Annotated in this window: 19 protein-coding genes; 6 read left to right on the top strand and 13 right to left on the bottom strand. The window is 66.9% G+C overall.

Annotation, left to right across the window (positions count from 1 at the left end; all coding sequences use genetic code 11):
- Positions 1 to 103: 103 nt before the first annotated feature.
- From AC56LR_RS03685 to AC56LR_RS03670, 4 genes are all read right to left on the bottom strand, one after another.
- Positions 104 to 658: a YgjP-like metallopeptidase domain-containing protein gene (locus tag AC56LR_RS03685; RefSeq protein WP_497127565.1), complete on the bottom strand. Its 555-nt coding sequence runs from the start codon at positions 656 to 658 to the stop codon at positions 104 to 106.
- Positions 659 to 781: 123 nt separating this feature from the next.
- Positions 782 to 1135 carry a KGG domain-containing protein gene (locus AC56LR_RS03680; RefSeq protein ID WP_497127562.1) on the bottom strand — a complete coding sequence of 118 codons (354 nt, stop codon included), beginning with the start codon at positions 1133 to 1135 and terminating at the stop codon, positions 782 to 784.
- Positions 1136 to 1262: 127 nt separating this feature from the next.
- The gene (locus AC56LR_RS03675; RefSeq protein ID WP_497127559.1) at positions 1263 to 1823 is read right to left on the bottom strand and encodes a hemerythrin domain-containing protein; all 561 of its coding nucleotides are present in this window, start codon (positions 1821 to 1823) and stop codon (positions 1263 to 1265) included.
- Positions 1824 to 2001: 178 nt separating this feature from the next.
- Entirely contained in the window at positions 2002 to 3033 is a 1032-nt protein-coding gene (locus tag AC56LR_RS03670; protein ID WP_497127556.1) for an NADP-dependent oxidoreductase, read from the bottom strand.
- Positions 3034 to 3138: 105 nt separating this feature from the next.
- Between AC56LR_RS03670 and AC56LR_RS03665 the strand changes: the two genes are divergently transcribed.
- Positions 3139 to 3681 (top strand): YaeQ family protein, encoded by a 543-nt coding sequence (locus AC56LR_RS03665; protein ID WP_497127554.1) that lies wholly within the window; start codon positions 3139 to 3141, stop codon positions 3679 to 3681.
- A 36-nt stretch (positions 3682 to 3717) separates the two neighbouring features.
- Positions 3718 to 4167 (top strand): copper chaperone PCu(A)C, encoded by a 450-nt coding sequence (locus AC56LR_RS03660; protein WP_497127552.1) that lies wholly within the window; start codon positions 3718 to 3720, stop codon positions 4165 to 4167.
- Positions 4168 to 4216: 49 nt separating this feature from the next.
- Here the strand turns inward: AC56LR_RS03660 and AC56LR_RS03655 are convergent, their stop codons facing one another.
- Entirely contained in the window at positions 4217 to 5002 is a 786-nt protein-coding gene (locus AC56LR_RS03655; RefSeq protein WP_497127550.1) for a head GIN domain-containing protein, read from the bottom strand.
- 219 nt (positions 5003 to 5221) lie between these two features.
- Here AC56LR_RS03655 and AC56LR_RS03650 point away from each other — a divergent pair, with 219 nt between their 5' ends.
- Both AC56LR_RS03650 and AC56LR_RS03645 read left to right on the top strand, forming a co-directional pair.
- Positions 5222 to 5695 (top strand): DMT family transporter, encoded by a 474-nt coding sequence (locus tag AC56LR_RS03650; protein WP_497127548.1) that lies wholly within the window; start codon positions 5222 to 5224, stop codon positions 5693 to 5695.
- A 99-nt stretch (positions 5696 to 5794) separates the two neighbouring features.
- Positions 5795 to 6916, top strand: a complete 1122-nt coding sequence (locus AC56LR_RS03645; protein ID WP_489875073.1) for a type IV pilus twitching motility protein PilT — start codon at positions 5795 to 5797, stop codon at positions 6914 to 6916.
- Positions 6917 to 6930: 14 nt separating this feature from the next.
- On the opposite strand, the gene AC56LR_RS03640 is transcribed toward AC56LR_RS03645, so the two are convergent.
- The 6 genes from AC56LR_RS03640 to AC56LR_RS03615 form a co-directional block, all read right to left on the bottom strand.
- Positions 6931 to 9066 carry a TonB-dependent receptor plug domain-containing protein gene (locus tag AC56LR_RS03640; RefSeq protein ID WP_497127546.1) on the bottom strand — a complete coding sequence of 712 codons (2136 nt, stop codon included), beginning with the start codon at positions 9064 to 9066 and terminating at the stop codon, positions 6931 to 6933.
- Positions 9067 to 9072: 6 nt separating this feature from the next.
- Positions 9073 to 9780, bottom strand: coding sequence for a transglycosylase domain-containing protein (locus AC56LR_RS03635; protein WP_497127544.1), 708 nt, complete (start codon positions 9778 to 9780; stop codon positions 9073 to 9075).
- 18 nt (positions 9781 to 9798) lie between these two features.
- A complete protein-coding gene (locus AC56LR_RS03630) occupies positions 9799 to 11253 on the bottom strand; it encodes a M23/M56 family metallopeptidase (protein WP_497127542.1) in 1455 nt (484 codons plus the stop codon).
- A 2-nt stretch (positions 11254 to 11255) separates the two neighbouring features.
- Positions 11256 to 11630 (bottom strand): BlaI/MecI/CopY family transcriptional regulator, encoded by a 375-nt coding sequence (locus tag AC56LR_RS03625; RefSeq protein WP_497127540.1) that lies wholly within the window; start codon positions 11628 to 11630, stop codon positions 11256 to 11258.
- A gap of 71 nt (positions 11631 to 11701) precedes the next feature.
- Complete coding sequence (locus AC56LR_RS03620) at positions 11702 to 12967, bottom strand: cytochrome c (RefSeq protein ID WP_497127537.1); 1266 nt, start codon at positions 12965 to 12967, stop codon at positions 11702 to 11704.
- Positions 12964 to 13671, bottom strand: a complete 708-nt coding sequence (locus AC56LR_RS03615; RefSeq protein ID WP_497127535.1) for a c-type cytochrome — start codon at positions 13669 to 13671, stop codon at positions 12964 to 12966. Before AC56LR_RS03615 ends, AC56LR_RS03620 begins: the two co-directional genes overlap by 4 nt.
- 106 nt (positions 13672 to 13777) lie before the next feature.
- On the opposite strand from AC56LR_RS03615, the gene AC56LR_RS03610 reads away from it, so the two are divergent.
- On the top strand, positions 13778 to 14503 hold the full coding sequence (locus tag AC56LR_RS03610; protein WP_497127533.1) for a class I SAM-dependent methyltransferase: 726 nt from the start codon (positions 13778 to 13780) through the stop codon (positions 14501 to 14503).
- Positions 14504 to 14515: 12 nt separating this feature from the next.
- Here AC56LR_RS03610 and AC56LR_RS03605 read toward each other — a convergent pair whose 3' ends face one another.
- On the bottom strand, positions 14516 to 15109 hold the full coding sequence (locus AC56LR_RS03605; protein WP_497127531.1) for a 3'-5' exonuclease: 594 nt from the start codon (positions 15107 to 15109) through the stop codon (positions 14516 to 14518).
- Positions 15110 to 15119: 10 nt separating this feature from the next.
- Positions 15120 to 15746 (bottom strand): ProQ/FINO family protein, encoded by a 627-nt coding sequence (locus AC56LR_RS03600; RefSeq protein WP_497127528.1) that lies wholly within the window; start codon positions 15744 to 15746, stop codon positions 15120 to 15122.
- A 556-nt stretch (positions 15747 to 16302) separates the two neighbouring features.
- Between AC56LR_RS03600 and rpoD the strand changes: the two genes are divergently transcribed.
- The gene (gene rpoD, locus AC56LR_RS03595; protein WP_497127526.1) at positions 16303 to 18966 is read left to right on the top strand and encodes an RNA polymerase sigma factor RpoD; all 2664 of its coding nucleotides are present in this window, start codon (positions 16303 to 16305) and stop codon (positions 18964 to 18966) included.
- Positions 18967 to 18978: the final 12 nt, after the last annotated feature.

Below are 18978 nucleotides of genomic sequence, written 5' to 3'. Positions count from 1 at the left end.
GGCGGCACGGAGAGCTGTGGAAATGCGCGGCCGGAAGAACGCGACGCCTCCGACTTTACCCAAGGGGCTTGGGAAAGTCGAGATATTTACGCACAGCAACGAATCATTTTGACAATGGTTGTGGTGATATGGCAACGCGATCTTCGCCCGCCATCCACAGGCGGTTTCCACCCAGGTCGAGCCAGGTGAGGTAGAGCCGCAAGTCGAATTCGAGCTGGTGGTAGGCCGGCTCCATCCAGCAGCACAGCTTGTAGAAGGCCTTGTCGTGGTCCTTTTCCTTCAGGTGCGCCAGTTCGTGCACCGCGATCATGCGCAGGAAGGGGAGCGGGGCGTCGCGGAACACGCTGGCCACCCGGATCTCGTGCTTGGCCTTGAGCCGGCTGCCCTGGACCCGCGAGATGGCCGTGTGCAGTCCGAGCGCATGCTGCACCACGTGGATCTTGCTGTCGTAGGCGACCTTGGCGACCGGTTCCGCCTGGCGCAGGTAGTCAATCTTCAGCTCCTGCACGTAGTCGTAGAGCGCCCTGTCGGTACGGATGCCGTGGGCGTCCGGATAGCGCTGCAGGAGGGTGTCGCCGAGCCGCCCGGCGTCGACCAGCGCCGCGACCTGGGTGCGCAGGGTGTCGGGATAGGCCGTGAGGTAGGGAAGCTTGTGCATAGGGGCCGCAATGTAACACGGCGTATGCCGCTGCGGTCCCGGAGCCACGGCGCCGGGCTGCGCGCCGTGGTATGGAAACATCGGTCAGGGGGAGTGACCGATGGAGGAGGGGGAGCGGGCGGCCTAGCCTTCCTTGCCTCCCTGGCGGTTGCCGGCATTTTTCGCCGCCGCCGCCGCGCGCTGGGCCGACTGCCGGCTTTCGCCGCCCTTGCGGCCAATGTCGGCCATGTGGGCGCGGTTGCGGCTCACGGCCTCGCCGCCTTTCTGGCCGGCGCGCCGTGCTTCTTCGGAATCGAACTCGTGGGCGGTGCCTTTCTGGTGTGCTGCCTGGCCGCCCTTGCTGGCGATTTCACGCTGCTGGTTCTGGTCCATCGCTGCGAAACCGCGCTTGGCCGGCGTGCCGCTGCCGGCGCCGGTCTTCTGGACGCTGCCGGACTGATTTCCCGCCCCCTTGCCAATGTCTTTACTCGTCGCCATGTCGCTCTCCTTGTCTGCCTGTGTGCTGTCGAAGTGGGAACCCGCGAACGCCTGTATGGATGCGCTCGTGCCGTTTAGAGGCACGCCTTAGGCGTTAGTTCCATCGGACTGGACTTGCGATGGCCCGCTAGCGCGGCCGCGCGCGCCGTTCGCGCAGCTGGCCCAGGACGCCGCGCAGCAGAGCGCGTGGTTCGGTGCCGTCGATCGCGGGAGGCGGCGAGGCCAGGTCCATCTGCAGCTGCAGGCGGCGCGCGCGCAGGCGCTGGCCGAGCGCGAGCTGGTCGACGCCGGCGTGGGCCAGGGCAGGGAACAACACGGTTTCTTCCTGCGCGACGTGGTGCGCCACTTCTTCGGCCAGCACGGCGACGGTGGCGTTGAAAAAGTCGTCTTCGGGGAACAGGGTCTCCAGCTGGAGGATGAGTTCGCGCGCGCTGTCGTGCTCGAGCTCCGCGTTGTCGAGCAGGCTGTCGTCGACGATCCCGCGCAGCGCCGGGTAGAACAGCTCTTCCTCGAGCGTGGCATGCAGCGTGAGTTCGTCGCACAGGTCATCGACCAGGCGCTCGCGCCGCTCTTCTTCTTCGCCATCGAGCATGGCGAATTCGTGGAACATGGCGCGCACGCGCGCATGGTCGGCGCGCAGCTGGGCCAGGATGCCGTCGGACGGCTCGGGCGCGTCTAGCGAATGCATGGCGCCTCCTGGGGTTCGGGGAATGGAATCATGGTCTCCTCGCAAAACGACGTTGGCGCGCAGCACCAAAGCGATATAGACGCGCCCCAGGAGAACAAGTTTAGACCATCAATCGTGAACATGCGATGGATCAAAAGGAACGCCGGGCGGGCTTGCATCCCGGCGTGGCGCTACCTGCTCAGGCGTCGGCGACCTTCAGCACCAGCTTGCCCAGGTTCTTGCCTTCGAAGAGCATCAGGAGCGCTTCCGGGAAGCGCTCGAAGCCTTCCGTGACATGTTCATGGCTCTTGACGCTGCCTTCGCGCATCCAGCCGGATAGTGTCGCCACCCCTTCGGCATAGCGCGGCGCGTAGTCGAACACCACCATGCCTTCCATGCGCGCACGGTTTACCAGGAGCGACAGGTAGTTGGCCGGGCCCTTCACCGGGCTGGTCGCGTTGTACTGCGAGATCGCGCCACAGATGACGATGCGCGCCTTCATGTTGATCCGGGTGAGCACCGCGTCCAGGATGTCGCCGCCGACGTTGTCGAAATAGACGTCCACGCCCTGCGGGCAGTGTTCCTTCAGGCCGGCAGCGACCGGGCCGGCCTTGTAGTCGATGCAGGCGTCGAAGCCCAGCTGCTCGACCACGTAGCGGCATTTGTCTTCGCCGCCGGCGATGCCGACCACGCGGCAGCCCATCTTTTTCGCCACCTGGCCGACCGTCATGCCGACCGCGCCGGCCGCGCCCGAGACCACGACGGTCTCGCCGGCCTTCGGCTGGCCGACTTCGCGCAGGCCGAAGAAGGCGGTCATGCCCGGCATGCCGAGCGTGTTGAGCCAGGCCGTGAGCGGGGCCAGGGTCGGATCGATTTTCGTGAACGCGGCGGTCCTGTCGTCGGCCGGGCCGGACCAGTAGCGCTGCACGCCGGTGCCGCCGACCACGTAGTCGCCCACGGCAAAGCGCGGCGACTTCGAGGCGACCACGATCCCGAGGCCGCCGGCGCGCATGACTTCGCCGATCGCCACCGGGCGGATATACGATTTACCTTCGTTCATCCAGCCGCGCATGGCCGGGTCGAGCGACAGGTACAGCACCTTGACCACGATCCCGCCATCGAGCGGCTCGGCCACCGCTTCTTCGTGGAACAGCCAGTCTTCGCTCCTCGGCATGCCGAGCGGGCGGGCGGCAAGGCGGAACTGCTGGTTCGGCGGGAATGCATTGGTCATGCTGGTCTCCTGAAGGTGTTGGCAACAAGACTATACCTTCAACATCGCGCCCGCGTGCGGCGCGTGCGACAATGGCAGGCTTACCCCAACCCGCATCCACGCACCATGGCTATCAAAGCAACCATCTACAAGGCCGACCTGTCGATTGCCGACATGGACCGCAACTATTACGGCGACCACACGCTGACCATCGCGCGCCACCCGTCCGAGACCGACGAGCGCGTGATGATCCGCGTGCTGGCCTTCGCGCTGCACGCCGACCCGGCGCTGGCCTTCACCAAGGACCTGTTCGACGTCGAGGAACCGGCCCTGTGGCTGAAGGACCTGACCGGTGCCATCGACCTGTGGATCGAAGTCGGCCAGCCGGACGAGAAGCGCATCCTGAAGGCAGCCGGGCGCTCGGATAAAGTCGTGGTGTACAGCTACAGCGCCACGAGCGACATCTGGTTCAGGGGCATCGCCAACAAGATCGACCGCGCCCGCAACGTCTCGGTGATCAACATCCCGAGCGAGACCAGCAGCCAGCTGGAGAAGATGGCGAAGCGCAATATGCAGCTGCAGTGCACGATCCAGGACAGCCAGATCTGGCTGACCGACGGCGTCGACACGGTGCTGGTCGAGCGCGAATACCTGCGCGGCTCGCTCTAAGGCTATCATTTTCCTTCATCCCAACGAGGCCCTGCCATGACCCGACAGTTTCTTGCCCTGCTTGCCAGCAGCCTGATTTCCGCTTCCGCCTTTGCCCAGGTCACCGTCTCTGAACCCTGGATCCGCGCCACCGTGCCGCAGCAGAAAGTCACCGGCGCCTTCATGCGGATGCAGTCGGCCGCGCCCGCGCGCCTGGTCGGCGTGCAAACCGAGGTGGCCGGCCGCGCCGAGCTGCACGAAATGGCCATGGACGGCCAGACCATGCGCATGCGCCGCGTGGAGTCGATCGAGCTGCCGGCAGGTAAAGAGGTCAACCTCGCCAGCGGCGGCTACCACGTCATGCTGATGGACCTGAAGCGCCAGGTGAAGGAGGGCGAGCTTGTTGCCGTCACCTTGACCGTGCAGGATGCGGCGGGCAAGCGCCAGGACGTGAAGGTGAAGGTGCCGGTCAAGCCGCTGACGCATAGCGCGCACGCCGGGCATTGATCCAGACAACATGGCCGGCATATGCCGGCCATGTTGTTTTCGCGCCCGCCTACCGCGGCGCCGCCGCGATCCGGCGCGCATCCCCCGACCCCACCACCGACTTGCTCACGCGCGGATCGCCGTAATAATTGACGTCGCCCGAGCCGGCGATGGTCATGCTCAGTTCATGCCGCGCCCACACGGTCGCTTCGCCGGAACCGGCCACGCTGATGCTGGCGCTGTCCGACTGCACCCGGCCCATGTCCACCGTGCCCGAGCCGCCGATCGATACCGACAGCTTGCGCGCATTGCCGCCGGCCGCCTTGAAGTCGCCGCTGCCGCCCAGGCTCACCGCCACCGATTCGCTCTCCAGGCTGCGCACGTTGATCTCGCCCGAGCCGCCCAGGTCGATGTCCAGGCGCGGCGCGCGCAGCACGTCGGCATCGACCGAACCGGAGCCGCCCAGCGCCAGGCGCTCGATCTGGCGCGCCTGCACCACGATCTTGAGGTTGCGGGTCTTGAGGTTGAGGTTGCGCTTGGACGGGCGGATCTTCAGGGTGCCGTTCTCGACCACGGTTTCCACCAGCGGCAGCAGGTTGTCGTCGGTTTCGATGGTGACCGATTCCGTGTCACCCAGGCGCAGTTCGAGCTTGCCCGGCAATTCGAGGGCCAGGCCGGTGAAATGCGAGACCTGGCGCTGCTGGCGCTTGATGCTGCCGCTGCCTTGCACCTGCTCGCCGCTCCAGGGCCATTCTCCCGCAAAGCTTGGGGCGGTGGCGCAGGATAGCGCCGCCACGAGGGCGGCGCCCAGGGCGATGGCGCGCAGGCCGGTGGTGGAACGGATGGTCTTGTTCATGGTGGTCTCCTCGAAAAGCGTTTGTCGATGTGGCCATCCTAGGCAAACGCCGGGCCTGGCGCATGCCCCATGCGACGAATTGCACAGCTTACGGCCCAGAATGCAAGGTGGCGGGACAGGCCGTCGATCACTCATGCGGTATGCATGGCTATCCTGAACGGCCGGTTTGCACTAGAATCGTGCGCTTTTTGCCCCGGTTCCGTGCCGGAGGAAGCAAGCATGAACGTAATTCTCTTGGTGATGGCCTTCTGCGTCGGCATCGCGATGTCGATCCAGGCCGCCGTCAATACCCAGCTGGCCTCGTCGATCGGCGCCAATTCCGTGGTCGCCGCCTTCGTATCCTTTGCCTGCGGCACCATCGTGTTGGGCGGCATGGCGATCTCGCGCGGCGGCCTGGGTCCCACCTTCGCGGCCCTGGCGGTCCAGCCGCCGTGGAAGTTCGCGGGCGGCTTCCTGGGCGCGGCCTTCGTCTTCGGCACGGTGTTCCTGGCGCCGCGCATCGGCCTGCTCAGCCTGATCGTGCTGGTGATCGCCGGCCAGCTGATCACCTCGATGGCGATCGACCATTTCGGGCTGATCCACATGGCGGTGCGCAAGGTATCCGGCATCAGGATGCTGGGCGCGGGCGTGGTCGCGCTGGGGGTGGCGGTGACGCTGTTCGGCGAGCGCATCGTTGCGAGTTTTGGACGCTGAACCCGCCTCTGAAATTATTCTTTCACTTTTGCAATCTTTCGGCGAGGCATGGTTCTATAATATCCGACACTAGTTAACCTTTTCCTAAGTGCCGGCCAGATGGAACATCACCAGTCCTCGCAAATCCCCACCCTGTCGTACATCGAGAACGAAGACCATCCGGTATTCGGTACCCTGGTCGAGCAGATCCTCCACCTGCTCAATTCACGCCTGGTGTTCTCGGACATCATCATTCACCAGAACAGCCCGCTGATGCTGCGCCAGCCCAAGGGGCTGGTCGCGGTGACGGATTCGCCGATCACGAAGGAAGAGCTGGAAGAATTCTTCGACGTGATCGAGCCGAACTGGAACGAGCGCATCCAGGTCCGGGCATTCGACCGCTCGATCGACCTGCACACGGCGCGCATCCGCGCCAACTGCTTCTCCTTCCAGGGCAAGAAGCGCCTGGGCTGCGTGATCCGCCGCTTCCCCAAGGAGCCGGTGGCGCTGTCGGAGCTGGGCCTGTGGAAGGACGAGCAGGAATTCGCGCGCCTCAACAGCGGCCTGGTGCTCATCATCGGCGACACCTGCCAGGGCAAGTCGACCACCATCGCTTCGATGATCGACGAGATCAACAAGCACCGCTCGGGCCACATCATCACCATCGAAGACCCGGTCGAGACCCTGATCCCCCAGCGCAAATGCATCATCACCCAGCGCGAAGTGGGCGTGGACGGCGACGTCGAAAGCTATTACCTCGGCGCCCTCGACGCGCTGCGCGAGCGCCCGGACGTGATCGTGATCGGCGAGATCCGCGACGCTGAAACCGCCCAGGAAGCACTGGCCCTGGCCGAATCCGGCCCGCTGGTGCTGGCCACGCTGCACGCGCGTTCCACCGAACTGGGCCTGCAGAAGATGCTGCGCCTGCTGGGCAACTCCGAAGCCCAGGCGCAGGCACTGGCGCACGCCCTGCGCGGCGTGCTGTGCCAGGCGCTGCTGCCCTCGGTCGAAGGCAACCGCTACCACCTCGCCACCGAATGCCTGACGCCGAGCCCGGCGATCATGCGCATGCTGGAATCGGGCGACGTGGGCGGCATCCGCGCCCATATGAATGCCGGGCGCGATGCAGGCTGCCACACGATGAACGCCTCGCTCGAGCAGCTGCTGGCTTCGCACAAGGTGCGGGTCGAGGATGCGAGGAATGCCACGACGGACCGGGTGTCGTTCGCGGACATGGTGTAGCCCGCCCCCCAGGATTACAGGGCCTGTTCCCACATCAGGCGCCACACCGGGCGCACGCGGTAGAGCGTCGTGCGCTCAAGCGCGTGCTCGCCTTCGTAGGCCAGGCGTTCGCTGTAGTCGCGCTGCAGCAGGTTGGATACCGACAGGCGCAGGCGCGACCCGCTGCCGCGCTTCCATAGCGCATACAGGTCGAGCTGGCGGCGAGCGCCGTTGTCGCTGAAGAGCAGGGCGCTCGACCGGGTGGCGACCCGGCCGCGGTACGAATAGCTGCCGCCCAGGTCGATGCCGGTGGCCGGCGCTGCGTAGTCCATCCCGAGATTACCGCTCCAGGCGGCCTGGCCTTCGATGCGGTTGCCAGGGCCCGGCACGCTGTCGACGCGCGACCAGTTGCGCGCCAGGTTGATGCGCGCCGACAGGGCTGCGCGCGAGGCCTTGCCCTCGAACTCGATCCCGCTCACGGTCGCATCGCCGCCGTTGACCGGCATCGCGGTCCAGACCCCCTGTCTTTGCTCGACGCGCGTGAGCGTGATGTCGCGGATGCGCTTGTGGAAAGCGCTGACACTGAGCATGTCGCTTTTTCCAACATAGCGTTCCCAGGCCAGGTCGATCCCCAGCGCCAGTTCGGGACGCAAGCCCGGATTGCCTTGCTGGTCGGGGTTGGTGGCGCTGTTGTTGTTGTCGACCGTATAGCGCCGCGGCATCAGCTGGATGATGTTCGGCGCCTTGTAGGTGCGGCTCGCCGCCAGGCGGAACTGGTCGCGCGGCCCGGCATCGTCGCTCGGGCGCTGGGGCTTGAACAGCGCCTGGAATACCGGGCTCCAGGCGCCCGCAGCCACGTCCACCGGCGCGTCGGCGTTGCCTTCGCCGCTGGTATGCAGGTCTTCGCGGCGCAGGCCCGCGTAGGCCGACCAGCTTCCTGTGATATCCCACTCGTCCTGGATGAAGAATGCGCTGCGCCTTACCGTCGCGCGGTAGGCCTCGTCGCTGAGCAGCAGCTGCGCGCCCTTGGGGTCGAGATGGCGCTCGCGCCGGTATTCGCTGCGCGCCTTGCGGCCGAATTCCCAGCCGGCGGCCAGCGCGTGGCTGCCCCACAGCGGGCGGCGCCAGCTGCCGCTGAAGGTCGATTCGCGCTCGACCGGGCCGGAGGCGACTTCATGGATTTCGAGCAGGCGGTCCTGCAGGGTTAGGCCGCGGTATTCGAAGGCCGCGTCGCGCTGCGTGTAGAAGCCGGACAGTTTCACGGCCAGCCGGGCGCCCGCGTCCAACCTGCGCGTCCAGGCCAGGTCGGCATAGGCGTTGAGCGGGCGCGTTTCATAGCGATGCTCGGCGTGCGGGAACGCGGTCGGCGCGCCGATCTCGGTGGTTTCCCTCTCGCGCTTGGCGTTGTCGATATGGCGCGTGCGCAGGTAGCCGTTCGCGGTGAGGTTGTCCGCCGCCGTCGGCTGCCAGGAGAGGCGCGGCGCCAGTTCCAGCAGGTCTTCCACCTGGTAGTCGGTCCATGCCGTGCGGCGCAAGAGAAGCGGATCGACGCCTTCCTCCAGGGTGAGGGCGGCAATCGGGTTCACCTGGCGCTTGAGCGTCGCGCTGGCCGAATACGCAAGCGTCCCGGTGCGTCCACTGTGCTGGGCCACCAGTTGCGGCGCCAGATGGCCGGAGGTAGACGCGCTGCCCGCCTTGATCTCGTTGCCACTGCCGCCCCTGGGCGCGCCCGCGCGCCTCAGGATCACGTTGATGGTGCCGGCCATGGCCTGGCTGCTCGTCTCGGCGGTGGCGGCGCGCCCAATCTCGATGCGCTCGACCAGGTCGGGGCTGATCGACTCGAGCGAGAAGCCGCTGGGCGCGGGCAGGCCGTTGAGTAAGATGGCCACGTGGCCGGCGCCCATGCCGCGCATGCGCACTTCGGGCGACTTGCCGGCAGTGGTGTCGATGGTGATGCCGGGCTGGCGCTTCAGGACGTCAAGCAGGCTGGTATCGCCCTGGCGCAGCAGTTCGTCGCGATTGAGCACGATGCTGGTGGTGGTCGACTGGGCGCGCTGGTTGCCGGCATCGGCCGTGACCACGACCTGCTGGATCGGGGTGGATTGGGCGGACGCACAGGCGTGCGCCGCCAGCAGCAGCGCGCAGGCGCTGCCGGTTCGGATGGTGTGCATGGCGAGTTAAGGAGTGTGTAGAGGGGAGGGGGTGCAGTGCTCGAGCTTCGTGTCGAACCATCCGGCGGGCTTGCAAGTGCCGGCGACCAGGGCGCGTACCCGGGACACGCGGGTGTCGTAGGCATCGGGGTGCTTTAGCGGATGGAAGCCGTTGGGCGCCTTGATCATGGCGACCAGGCCGATGAATTCGTCGATCGTCGTCGCGTCCAGCGGCTTGCCAAGATAGCTTTCGGCTGCCTGGTGCAAGCCCCTGATCTGCCGGCCTTGGTGGGTGCCCATATAGACCTGGGACACGTAGCGCTCCAGTTGATCTTCCTTCGACAGCCGGGCATTGAGCACCACGGCCATCACGTCGCGCCCGAAGTCGATCTTCTTGCAGCAATCGAACACGCCGCGGTACAAGGTTTGCAGGGCGCCGGCGGTGCCGGTGAACTGCGCGCCATACAGGTAGACGTCGCGTGCGACCGCCGAAGAAATCGTCGCCAGGCCCTGGCCCGGCGCCAGGCTGACGCCGCGATGGGTGAAGAAGCTGGGGTCTTCCACCTGCGTCAGGATCGCTGTCTGCCTTGGCGAGAGCTGCGCAGCCGGCGGGGCGCCCGCGCCCGCCATGGCGTCGTCGAAGCTGGCCCAGGCCCAGCAGGCGGCGATGGCGAGATAGGCCAGCATGAAGGCCGGCAGCGCCAGCAGCAGTTTTTTCTTTGTTTTGACGAGCATCGGTATTCCGTCCAGGGCTCAGTCGGCGGCGCCGCCGAGCAGGGTTTGCGGATCGATGGGGGCGCCATCGCGCGCCACCTCGAAGTGGAGATGAGGCCCGGTCACCTTGCCGGTCGCCCCCGTGAGCGCGATCCGCTGGCCGGCACGCACCACGTCGCCGGTACGCACCAGCCGCCCGTCCAGGTGGGCGTACAGGCTGCGGCTGCCGTCGGCGTGGTCGATGACGACGACCTTGCCGTAGCGCGCGCCGCCCTCGTAACGGTCGGTCGACACAGCGACCCTGCCGGCGGCCGGCGCCATGACTGGCGTGCCGCGGGCCGCGCCCAGGTCCATGCCCCCATGCGGTTTGCCGCCGGGGCGGTTGACGGAACCAAAGGCGCTGGTCACGCGCAGGGTGGCCAGGGGCGCCTGCCAGTTTGCGGCCCCTGCCGCCGGCGCCGGCAGCGAGGCTGGCTTGGCCTGGTTCCACGCGAACTGGGGCTGGAGCAGCACGCTGGCGCCGCACAGGCCCGGCACGAGCAGCAAGGCGGCCAAGCTGGCCCAGGGCGCCTGCGCCGCCGGGTGGGCGTCGCGGATCAGGCGGATGCGCTGGGCCACGGCCTGACCACCGTGCAGGCCGAAGGCCAGCGAGGCCGGGCGCAGCTGCACGGCCAGTTGTGCCAGCAGGGCCGCGGCATAGTCACGGCGCTCGTTGTTCGGTCGCCCGGCCAGCACGGCGCGGTCGCAGCCGAGCTCCAGGGCCCACTGCAGGCGCTGCCGGAAGGCGTGCGCGGCCGGGACGAACCACAGGATCGCCTCCAGGGAGCCAGCCGCGTGCTGCCACAGATGGTCCCGGCGCCGCAGGTGCGCCAGTTCGTGGGCGACGATCAGTTCCTGCTGCCCCGGCGGCAAGGCGCGCATGTGGCGCGGCAGCAGCAGCACGGGATCTGCAAGGCCCGCCAGCATCGGCGACACCGGGGCATCGATTTCCAGCACCGCCGGCACGGAGCCTTCGTGCCGGGCGAAAGCGGGGTGGGAGCGCAGGGCGGGGCCGTCCAGGCGGTCCGCGAGGCGTAACAGCGCACGTAGTTCGCGCCGGAGGCGCTGCCAGTGCCATGCATGCCAGGCGCCACCGGCGAGATAAGTGGCCAGCCAGAGCCAGGCGAGTGTCGGCAGCGTCTCGTCGGCAGCCAGGTCGTCGGTGCCGCCAGGGAGCAAGTCCATGACCGCAAGCACCGGCACATGCGCGACCAGACCCGCGCCCGCAGGCTGCGGCGCCGCCGCGAACAGGCTCAATTGGGCGGCGCCGGGCAGCAGCACCAGCACCAGCGTGAGGGCGCCGGCCAGCAATGCGAGCAGCCAGGGGCTGCGCCGGGCTTCCAGGCCAGGCCAGCGCCGGCGCGCCAGGTGCAGCAGCGCCCAGGCCAGGCTGGATGTCACCAATGTAGTGACGCTCGCCTGCAGGAAGAGCAAGGGGAAATGCGAGAGGCTCATGCTCACTCCCCGGCGACGGGCCAGTCCTGCAGCAGCTGTTCCAGCTCGGCCAGCTCGGCGTGATTGACCAGCTTCGATCCGGTGAACATATTGACCGGCAGCGGCCCGTCCATCTCCATGACGCGGCGCCCGAAATCGCGGGTGAAGGCGGCCAGGGTCTCGATCTTGTCCAGGGCCGCGGTGTAGACGTTCACGCCGTGGACCGGCGCCAGGGTGACCATCTGTTTTTCCACCATCCGCTCGAGCGTCTTGCGGGTGGACGAGTAGGACCACTGCAGCTCGGGCGCGGCCTGGTCGTGGAGTTCACGGGCGGACAGGGGCTGCTGCCGCCAGAGGCATTTCAGCAGCGTCAGTTCGGTAACCGAAGGAATGGACATGATGGCCTCGCCTTGTGACTAATGACGCAATCATACGACAAGTGTCGCACGGCCGCAAGCGCCGAGGCTGCTCAGTCCAGCGGCACACTGCGGTAACGGTTCACGTCCGGCGTGGCAACGGGCGGCGCGGCATTGCCCCAGCTGGCGCGCACATAGCTCAAGACGGCCGCCACCTGCGCATCGTTCAGTTCGTGGCTGTACGGCGGCATCCCGTACGGCCGCGGGTTACCCCTGGTCCCCGGCGGGAAGCCGCCATTGAGCACGATCCGGATCGCGTTCACGGCCGGCGTGAGCGTCACCGCGCGGTTGCCGGCCAGCGGCGGGTAGCCCGGCGCCTTGCCCTTGCCGTCCGCACCGTGGCAGTCCACGCAATGGTTGCCGTACAGGCGCTTGCCCTCCATCAGCAGCGGCTCGTTCGGCTGCTGCACCTCGGCCGGCGCCGGCGCTTCTGTCGAAGGCAGCGATTTCAGGTAAATGGCCATCGCGCCCACGTCCTGCGCCGACAAATGCTGCAGGCTGCGCGCCACCACTTCGGCCATCGGGCCGGTGGCGGTGCCGCGCGGCGAGACGCCGGTCTGCAGCAGCGCCACGATGTGCTCCTGCTCCCAGTCTCCCAGTCCCGCTTCCGCGCCGGAGGTCAAGGAAGGCGCGTACCAGCCGATGGTCGGAATCAGGCCGCCCGACAGCGTGTCGCCGGCCGCCCCCAGGCGGTTGCGGGTGCTGTGGCATGCGCTGCAGTGGCCCAGGCCCTCGACCAGATAGGCGCCGCGGTTCCATGCGGCGTCGCGCGCAGGCAGCGGCATAAAGGCGGCCGGCTTGAAGTAGAGCAGGCGCCAGCCGGCCAGCATGGCCTGCTGGTTGTAGGGGAAATCGAGTTCGTGCGGCGTGTTCGGCCGGCGCGCGGGCGGCAGGCTGCGCAAGTACGCAAACAGCGCATCGGCATCGGGACGCGACACCTTGGTGTAGTTCGTGTAGGGGAAGGCCGGATAGAGCAGGCGGCCGTCGCGCGATTTGCCGTTGTGCAGGGCGCTCCAGAAGTCGTCGGCGCTCCAGTTGCCGATGCCGGTCTCGCGGTCCGGCGTCAGGTTGGGACCATACAGGCGCCCGAAAGGCGTGTCGAGTGCGCGCCCGCCCGCGTAGTCCGCGCCGCCGCGCACGGTGTGGCAGGCCACGCAGTCGCCGGCGCGCGCGAGATAGGCGCCCCTGGCGACATTCTCGGGCGTCGCGGCCCAGGCCGCGGGCGAGGTCGATGCGATGAATTCGTCGCGCGGCCAGGCAATGGCCACCGCCATGGCGGCAGCGGCGGCAAGCGCGAAAAGAGCGATGCGTTTCTTCATGGCGCCGCCGAGGCGCTGCCGCAGGCGATCGGCAAGGGGCGCGCGACCGCGGCGGCGGGACGCGGGTCGTTTGGAACCGGCTGGGCGGCGAGCCAGCCGGAGACCGCGGCGACGTCCTCGAGCGAAAGGCGGGCTGTGATGGTCGCCATGCAGTCGGGGGCATGCGCGCGGCGCGCCTTGTTGCGCCAGGCGCCGAATTGCGCGTTGACGTAATCGCGCGGCAGGCCAAGCAGGCCGGGAATCGCGGGTTCGACACCCAGCAGGCGCTGGCCGTGGCAGGCCACGCAGGCCGGCAGCTTGCGCGCCGCGTCGCCGTTGAACACCAGCTGACGGCCGCGTTCGAGGGTTTGCGGGGTCAGGCTTGACGCGGTCGCGGCGTGGGTGCTCGGGGGCTGGGCCGCGTAGAAGCCGGCGATCTCGCGCAGGTAGGCGTCGGGCAGGTGGTCGACCAGGTAGGTCATGAGCGGGTACTGGCGCCGGCCTTCGCGGAAATTCAGCAGCTGGTTGTACAGGTAGCCGGCCGGCTTGCCGCCTATGCGCGGGAAATAGGTGTCGTTGACCGGGTTGCCCGCGGCGTCGACGCGCGCGTGGCAGCTCGTACATGCGACCAAACGCTGGGCCAGGGTGTCGGGCACTGCCTGGGGCGCGGCGTGGGCAGTGCATGCGGCCAGCGACAGCGCTGCGAACGTGCGGGAAGCACTCATGGGTTCACCGATTGTGGGGATGCCGGAATGATAACGCGGATCAAGGCCAGCCGGTCCGCCCTTGCTATAATCGCAGCCCTTTGGGTCAACGGGGTGCGGCATGGGTGTGAGCTATACGGAAGGTGTCTTCAGGGACAAGAATCCCATCAAGCGCTGGCTGCAGCGCCAGCGGCTGGTCAGCGCCCTGGGCTTCACGCAGAAGGCGCGCGAGCTTGTGACCTGCGTGCTCGATTTCGGCGCCGGCAGCGGGGAGCTGTGCAAGCACCTGGTCCACGCCTACCCGAACGCCACCATCATCTGCTACGAGCCCTGCTCGGACCTGCTGGAAGAAGCCAGGCGCGAACTGGCGGGCCTGCCGCGGATCGAATTTTTCGCATCCTTCGACGCGCTGCCGAAAGGGCAGGCCGACGTGCTGTTCTGCCTCGAGGTCTTCGAGCACATTCCGCTGTCGATGCGCGCGAAGTCGCTGGGCGAAGTCGACTCGCTCCTTGCGCCGGATGCGGAAGTGGTGTTCGGGGTGCCGGTCGAGGTGGGCCTGCCGGCCCTGTACAAGGGCATGTTCCGCATGAGCCGGCGCTATGGGGCGTTTGACGCGCGCCCCAAGAACGTGCTGCTGGCGGCGCTCGGCATGCCGCCGAAAGAGCGCCCGGTCGGGATCCTGCCGCCGGACGTCGAGGTGCACAACGAGCATATGGGCTTCGATCACCGGGTGTTTCGCCAGGCGATCGCGGAGAAGTTTTCGCTGGTGCGGGCGAGCGCCAGCCCGTTCCCGCTGCTGGGGACGATGGCGAATCCGGAAGCGTATTTCGTGGTCAGGAAACGCGGCGCCTGAGCCGGCGAAGGCTTACTCCCCCGGCCCCGCCTTCCATAACCGATACACCCGCAGCGCCACGTGCGCATCGTCGGCCGCGTACAGCACCTGCTTGTCGCTCAGCTGGGGCAGGGCCCAGTTGGTGGTGGTGATGCGTTTCGACTTCTGGAGCTTCTGCCCGAAGTAGCGCGCCACGGCGGTCTTGGCGCCGAGGGTATTGCGTTCCCCGCGGCGGCGCATGGCCGTCGACAGGTCGAGCACATTGCTGGTCTCGATGCCGAGCTTGGCGCGCAGGCGCTTGAGGTCGTCGCCCAGGCCGAAACCCACTTTCAGAATGGACTCCGACTCCAGCACCGGCTTGAGGACGGTGAGGGCGTTCTGGGCGCTGGCCGCGCTGCCGATCTGGAACAGGTAGGCCAGTTCGTCGGTCGCGAGCTGCACCAGGTGCGGTCCGGTCGAGACTTCGCCCTTGGCGAAGGTGGGCTTGGATTCGGTGTCGAAGCCGATCACGTCGGCCGTTGATAACGCCGCCAGTGCGGCGGCGGCGTCCAGCGGGGTGCGCACCAGGCGCACGTCCGCCAGCCGGATGCCGTCATAGGGCGGCAGCAGCTCCGGGTCGACGTTCATCGACGCCGGCTCAATTCTTGGAGAACTTGGAAGCAAGGGCTTTGAGCTTTTCCTGGCGTTGGCGGTTCGCTTCTTCTTCGGCAGCCGCTTCGCGCTCGGCCTTCTTGCGGTCGGCTTCCTTCTTGAAGCGCTGCTGCAGCAGCTCTTTCGCGTGCAGGCGGTGGGTGTCGGTCACTTCGGCGCCGGCGGCGCCGTCGAGGTCGAAGCGCACCTTGGCTTTTTCCATCGCGCGCAGGTAGCGCATCGAGCCGGTATGGATGCCGAGGGCGGCACGCATAACTTTGCGGTCCAGGCCGGGCATGCGCGCCAGCAGTTGCTTGTCGATGCCGATCGCCAGCGGCAGGCAGTCGCGGAAGGCCGGGAACGCTTGCTGGAGCTGCTTGAGCAGGGCGCGGGCCGAGCCTGGCTGGCCGGTGGCGGGAGCAGCCGCAGCGGGAGCGGCTGCGGCGTCGGTGGAAACGGTCTCGGCCACGGGTGCGGCGCCGGCCCCTGCGTCGGCCGAACCAGCTTCGTCCGCAGCAACCGCTGCCGCAGCATCGGCTGTCGGAGCGGCGGATGGCGAACCGGCCTCGGCAGGCAGCTCAGGGGTGGCGGGGGCGGTGGTATCGACGGACTCTGCAGCGGTAATGGTATTCATTGACTTCATGGTAAGAACGGGAATGCGAAGGATAGCACGGCGTCCGTGCGCCAGCGCGGCCGTATTGTACTTCTTCCATTAATCTTGCGGGCCCAGCCACGGCCGGGCGGCGTGCAGACCGAAAAACGTGTATGATCCGCCTCTTGCCTTGCGCGCGGCTTGCGCCGTCGCAGGCCTGCCGGGAAGTCGACAGGCCGTGTCATATTCAGCGTGGTGATACCCATTATGGGATATATCAATTATCACCAATTCTTGCAATACGGCATAATCTCGCTTCCCTCTATGTTCCCTGAACTATAGAAGCAAGCCCGTTAGATCCTACGGGCTTTTTTTCGTTTCGACTTGTATACCGTGATTTCAGACACCATTTCTTCCTTGCTCTCTTGCTGCCGCGCCCCATCGAAGCCTGGCGACCGAGGGGAATGCGTGCTTGAAGTCTGCCTGCCTGCCCTCAGCTAGGGCCACTTCCGTTCCCCGTATCCGACCCGCACGCGGGTCCCGCTGGATTATTGACTTCGCAGGCCTTCCACCCGCCTCGACTGGAGAGAGTTTTACTATGAAAAACACCGCCAAGACACTGACACTGACCGCCAAAAAAGCGCCCGCCAAGGCAACGGCACAGCTGGCAGTGCCGAAAACCGCGACCTCCTACTTCCTCGAAACGGAAGCGGCGGCCAAGGTCACGGTGGTGAAAACCCGCTCGCGCCTGGCGTCGGTCAAGGCCGCCCAGGCCGAAGACGCGCCGGTCCAGGAAGTCGCAGCGCAGGTCGAAGTCGTGGACGTGCCGGTCGAAGCGGTGGCTGAAGTCGCTCCGGCCGTCGAAGCAGGGGCCGATGTGGCCGATGACTACATGCCGGCCGTGGCGGCCACGCTGGCCGCGCCGCCCGTGATCGTGCGCAAGCGCGCATCGAAGTTGGCCGTGCTGAAAGGTGCGACGCATGCGTCGCACGCCGAGCCGGTCTCGGACTCGGCCCAGGCGGCGCCGGCGCCCGCAGCGGTGGCTGCTGCCCCGGAAGCGGCCGACGAGGCGCCGAAGGCCGTGCGCACGCGCCGCCGCACCGACGCGCCCGTGGTGGCGGCCCCGGCCACGGCCGTGGGCACGGTCAGCTCGACCACCGACGCCGCCAAGCTGGCCGCGATCGACACCACCGGCTACCTGCTGCCGCAGGTCAAGGTCCCGGGCCGCCGCGGCCGCAAGCCGAGCGAGTTCGTGCCGGAGAACGACGAAGTCGCGGCACTCAACACCATCGAGCGCTCGGAACTGAAGGCCGCATCGAAGCTGCGCGAGCGCCGCGCCAAGGGCCTGCCGGGCGCGACCGCCGCCAACTTCTCGCAAGAGGAACTCGAAAAGCGCCGCACCCAGCTGAAGAACCTGATCAACATGGGCAAGGAGCGCGGCTACCTGACCCACGCCCAGATCAACGACCAGCTGCCGGAAAACATCGTCGATCCGGAAGCGATCGAAGGCATCATCGCCACCTTCAACGACATGGGCATCGCGATCTACGAGCGCGCCCCGGAAGCGGAAATGATGCTGCTGTCGGACAACGTGCCGACCGCGACCAGCGAAGACGAAGTCGAAGCCGCCGCCGCCACCGCGCTGTCGACCGTCGATTCGGACTTCGGCCGCACCACCGACCCGGTCCGCATGTACATGCGTGAAATGGGCGCCGTGTCGCTGCTGACGCGCGAAGGCGAGATCGAGATCGCCAAGCGCATCGAAGATGGCCTCAAGGACATGGTCCAGGCAATTTCCGCCTGCCCGACCACGATCTCGGAAATCATCGCGCTGTCGCACAAGATCGCCGCCGACGACATGAAGATCGACGACGTGGTGGACGGCTTCGTCGACCATGACGCCTCGGCGCCTGCCCCGGCGGCCGCGCCGGCCAGCGCCGCTGCGCGTGCCGGTGACGACGAGGAAGAAGAAGAGGAAGAAGTCGAGGAAGAGGAAGAAGACGGCGCCGTCGGCGGCGGCGCGGCCGGCTACTCGACCGAACAGCTTGTCCAACTGCGCAAGAGCGCGCTGGAAAAGTTCGCGCTGATCGAAAAGCAGTTCGACCGCATGGGCCATGCCTTCAAGACCGTCGGCTACGGCTCGGATGAATACGAGGAAGCGCAGGCCATCATCTCGACCGAGCTGCTGGGCATCCGTTTCACCGCCAAGATCGTGGAAAAGCTGTGCGACACGCTGCGCCACCAGATGGACGAAGTGCGTTCCATCGAGCGCGCCGTGCTGGACATCTGCGTGAACCGCTGCGGCATGCCGCGCGCCCACTTCATCAAGGTATTTCCGGGCAACGAGACCGACCTGCAATGGGGCGACCGCGAAGTCGACTGCGCCTACCCGTACAGCGCCGTGCTCAGCCGTAACCTGCCGGCCATCAAGGAACTGCAGCAGCGCATGATCGACCTGCAGGCGCGCGTGGCGCTGCCGCTGGCCGACCTGCGCAAGATCAACAAGCAGATGGCGGCGGGCGAGAAGCGCGCCCGCCAGGCCAAGCGCGAAATGACCGTGGCCAACCTGCGCCTGGTGATCTCGATCGCGAAGAAATACATCAACCGCGGCCTGCAATTCCTCGACCTGATCCAGGAGGGCAATATCGGCCTGCTGAAGGCCGTCGACAAGTTCGAATACCGCCGCGGTTATAAGTTCTCGACCTATGCGACCTGGTGGATCCGCCAGGCGATCACGCGTTCGATCGCCGACATGGCCCGCACCATCCGCGTGCCGGTGCACATGATCGAGACCATCAACAAGATGAACCGCATCTCGCGCCAGATCATGCAGGAAACCGGCAGCGAGCCCGACCTGCCGACCCTGGCCCTGAAGATGGAAATGCCAGAGAACAAGGTTCGCGAGATCATGAAGATCGCGAAAGAGCCGATTTCGATGGAAACCCCGATGGGCGAGGACGGCGATTCGCAGTTGGGCGACTTCATCGAAGACAACACCACCCTGGCCCCGCTGGACGCCGCGCTGCACGCGTCGATGCGCAACGTGATCAAGGAAGTGCTGGACTCGCTGACCCCGCGCGAAGCCAAGGTGCTGCGCATGCGCTACGGCGTCGAGATGTCGAACGACCACACGCTGGAAGAAGTCGGCAAGCAATTCGACGTCACCCGCGAGCGGATTCGCCAGATCGAAGCCAAGGCCATGAGCAAGCTGCGCCAGCCGTCGCGTTCGGACAAGCTCAAGACCTTCCTGCACAACCACTAAAAGTTTTGCCAG

The organism is Telluria sp. ZT3P39, assembly GCF_059685935.1.
This window is presented reverse-complemented; position numbering and strand designations above follow the sequence as displayed.